Source organism: Brasilonema bromeliae SPC951 (assembly GCF_012912135.1).
In the GTDB taxonomy this organism is placed as follows: Bacteria; Cyanobacteriota; Cyanobacteriia; order Cyanobacteriales; family Nostocaceae; genus Brasilonema; species Brasilonema bromeliae.
This window is the reverse complement of the sequence record NZ_QMEB01000353.1, coordinates 657-4,070: the sequence shown is the minus strand read 5'-3', so window position 1 is coordinate 4,070 and position 3,414 is coordinate 657. Positions and strand designations below refer to the sequence as shown.

Sequence of the window (3,414 nt, the reverse complement as noted above, 5' to 3'; positions counted from 1 at the left end):
GTACTGGCTCCCCAACGCACTGGCTCCCCTTACACCCCTTCTTGGTCGGAAGTCAGAAGTTGGAAGTCGGAAGTTGGAAGTAAAAAACGCTTTCTGTGTCGCTTTTAGATCTGGTGCATCGTACTTCACGCACGAACAATCTCGTGTATTATCCACCGGATGCAATTACCTCATTTCGCCAACGCCCGCAGCATCCGTAACGCCCCCGGATAAGCACAAAGTAGAAACAGCTCCAAAAATTTAGCAAGGTGCGGCACTAAGTATAAAGAGCACGCACTTGCGTTTGCATCATTGCTGCAAGAATCTGGTCAGTTCTCGCACGCTTTTTTTATCCGATAATGTCAATTTATTTATACTGATTTGAAAAGTAAGATCAACTATGAACTGCGATCGCCCCCTTGGGGCGGCTCCTCCGGAGCATCGCCCGTATCACGCCCGGAGGGTTTTCTGGAGGAAAACCCTGCCCCTGTGCTTTCAGCACAAGGCAATCCGGCTCCGCTGGATTGGGGCGTAGGGCAGGCGTTGCCATCGCAAGAAAGCAACAGACGCAATCATGTGTCTCGCTAGACTCGTACTAGGGCATTCCCTAACTTCGCTCGTAGAGACTGCCCACAGTTCTGGTCTAAAAATTTGCTCGCACAACAACCACCGCTTTCAGTTGCGTGCTCGTCATGATATTGTGACTAAGTAGAAAGGTGCAAATAAACAGAAGTATGTAACGAAAAGTAAACTTAGCTAAAACCCTCTTCCCTTCTGCCTTCTGCCGTCTGCCTTCTGCCTTGTCTCAACGATAAATATTCACACTGACCTACTTATATGGGGCTAGCACCGTTACCGAAAACTAACCTATTCCTCCTTATTTGTTATTGATTTTTCCGTCTTCATACTTTGCAACTGCTCTAGCAAGCAATCGACTTCTGCCTGCAAATGCATAAATTTTGTTAACTGCTCAGCTTGGTAGTAACACTTGTTTAGTTTGCTTGCCAAGACACTTTGGGTTGCTTTTTCTGACACACTAGATGTAGACATTGACGTATCTATCCATAAATCAACTCACACCATTAGAGATATTATAATAGGCGAGTTTTAAGAATCATTAAATAATTGTATATTTTTCTCGCACAAATTTAACATCTCTCAAAGGATGTTTGAAAAGTATTCATCTGTCGTGCTATTACCGTAGCGGCAACGTGTACAAGCATGTTACGCCAAATCAGCAACTCCTTGCTGATGGAGTTATCTTTCACTTTGCCGCACTTCAATATGACAATATTGACTTTAACAAACATCCTTTAGAATTGTATTTTAGGAGACTGCACATCCTACAGTTTTGTTCCAAAGAACAATTTCACCAATCCATAGATCCTAGATGCACCCCCTTGCGCTTGCATAGCACTGAAGGTGCAAAATAAATACCAGATACTGTTTTCAATTGGAGCTAAGAGCTTTTAAATACCGTGACTTTGAGCCTGTCTGCTGCTAAATCTCATCGCCAACCCTGGCTTGGACTTATAGAACAATATCGCGAGTACTTGCCTGTCAACGAAAAAACACCAGTTGTTACTCTACAGGAGGGCAATACACCATTAATACCTGTTCCCTCAATTGCAGAACTTGTTGGTAGACAAGTGCGTGTCTTTGTTAAATACGATGGTCTTAACCCCACTGGTAGCTTTAAAGACCGAGGTATGACATTGGCAATTTCTAAGGCAAAGGAAGCTGGAGCAAAAGCGGTTATCTGTGCCAGCACGGGCAACACCTCAGCAGCAGCAGCAGCTTATGCTCGCCGTGGAGGAATGCGTGCCTTTGTCTTAATTCCCGATGGCTACGTGGCGCTGGGCAAGTTGGCACAGGCGTTGCTGTATGGGGCAGAAGTCCTGGCAATCAAAGGGAATTTTGACCAAGCGCTAGAAATTGTGCGCGAAATGGCCGAAACTTATCCAGTCACTTTGGTAAACTCTGTCAATCCTTACCGCTTAGAAGGTCAAAAAACAGGGGCGTTTGAAATTGTTGATGTTTTGGGTAATGCTCCAGACTGGCTGTGCATCCCAGTGGGGAATGCGGGAAATATCACAGCATATTGGATGGGTTTTTGTCAATATCATCAAGCCCAAAAGTGCGATCGCCTACCTAAGATGATGGGATTCCAAGCAGCAGGTGCAGCTCCCCTTGTGACAGGACAGCCAGTCGCACATCCAGAAACCATAGCTACAGCAATTCGTATTGGCAAGCCCGCCAGCTGGGAAAAAGCGGTAGCAGCCCAACAAGCAAGCGCGGGCAAATTCCACGCCGTCACCGATGCGGAAATACTTGATGCCTATCGCCTTTTGGCATCCGAAGAAGGAATTTTCTGCGAACCCGCTAGCGCCGCTTCCGTCGCTGGTTTGTTACAGGTGAAAGACCAAGTTCCCACAGGCGCGACAGTCGTTTGCGTCCTGACTGGTAATGGTCTCAAAGATCCAGATACAGCTATCAAACACAGCCATAGCAAATTTAAACAAGGCATTGAGCCAGAACTGTTAGCAGTCGCAGAGGCAATGGGATTTTAGAAGACTAAAGCACAGGGAGACAAGGAGACAGATCAATTCAAAATTCGCTCATTCGTCTTGGAAAGTTGGACCGGATCCAAACCGACACCGCCCACTTTCCGCAAAATTCAAAATTTTGAATTTCTTCCCCTACTCCCCAGCCTATTTCCCCTCCCTCTCTTCCCTCTCCTTTGTCAAACCATCTATAGCATCAGCAAGAGCTGTGGTTAAACTTTTGCGCGTTTGGGCGTGGTTGTCTTGTTCTGTTTTCAAAGCTTGTAGCAGGCGATCGCGTTCTTTAGTAACCAAAATCAGTTTTGCTTGCAATTCTTCCACAGATTTTAGTTGTTCGACTTGTTGTTCAATCGCTGTTGCAGCAGTGGGATCATCAAGTCGTGCTTCCTCAATACCTTTAATTTGCTGTATTTCTGCTTTTAAAGACGCGATTGTCTGCTGCGCCATCTGAGCATCTGTACGGCGTTGTTCTGCTTCAATGTTGTAAAGTTTACGCCATTTTTCGCCACTTTGCCACCCCGCCTCCTGTTCGGCTTGAAGTTCCGCAATCTGCTGTTTGAGGGCTTTAATTTCTGCCAACCACTGTGATGTTAATTCTTGAGTCATAAATGCCTACTACCACTTCGTTCCAATTCAAAATTCACGTATCACCGAAATTTTCAGCCGAGAAAACCCCGGGTGGTGACTTCTCTAAAAATTAAAAATATGCCCTACAGGCACGCACTTTACAAAAAGCCTTTCTTTTTGGCTGTTTGAGATGGTATTTTTTTTTACACCATCTGTACTATTTTAACGAAGTTTTACAATACCAAAGATCAAGTATTCCCATTCCCAATTAGAGAGTTAAAATATTTAACGGTTTAAAAAACTC

Annotated in this window: 4 protein-coding genes; 2 read left to right on the top strand and 2 right to left on the bottom strand. The window is 45.0% G+C overall.

The window, feature by feature from the left end; translation table 11 throughout:
- Positions 1 to 360: 360 nt before the first annotated feature.
- On the top strand, positions 361 to 567 hold the full coding sequence (locus DP116_RS27315; protein WP_169158119.1) for a hypothetical protein: 207 nt from the start codon (positions 361 to 363) through the stop codon (positions 565 to 567).
- 279 nt (positions 568 to 846) lie between these two features.
- Here DP116_RS27315 and DP116_RS29830 read toward each other — a convergent pair whose 3' ends face one another.
- Entirely contained in the window at positions 847 to 1,029 is a 183-nt protein-coding gene (locus DP116_RS29830) for a hypothetical protein (RefSeq protein ID WP_169158118.1), read from the bottom strand.
- Positions 1,030 to 1,457: 428 nt separating this feature from the next.
- On the opposite strand from DP116_RS29830, the gene thrC reads away from it, so the two are divergent.
- Complete coding sequence (gene thrC / locus DP116_RS27305; RefSeq protein ID WP_169158117.1) at positions 1,458 to 2,549, top strand: threonine synthase; 1,092 nt, start codon at positions 1,458 to 1,460, stop codon at positions 2,547 to 2,549.
- A gap of 141 nt (positions 2,550 to 2,690) precedes the next feature.
- On the opposite strand, the gene DP116_RS27300 is transcribed toward thrC, so the two are convergent.
- On the bottom strand, positions 2,691 to 3,149 hold the full coding sequence (locus DP116_RS27300) for a hypothetical protein (protein WP_169158116.1): 459 nt from the start codon (positions 3,147 to 3,149) through the stop codon (positions 2,691 to 2,693).
- Positions 3,150 to 3,414 lie beyond the last annotated feature (265 nt).

Coding starts and splice junctions, on each gene's coding strand:
- DP116_RS27300 (WP_169158116.1), bottom strand. CDS start 3,149: ATGACTCAAGAATTAACATCACAGTGGTTGGCAGAAATTAAAGCCCTC.
- DP116_RS29830 (WP_169158118.1), bottom strand. CDS start 1,029: ATGTCTACATCTAGTGTGTCAGAAAAAGCAACCCAAAGTGTCTTGGCA.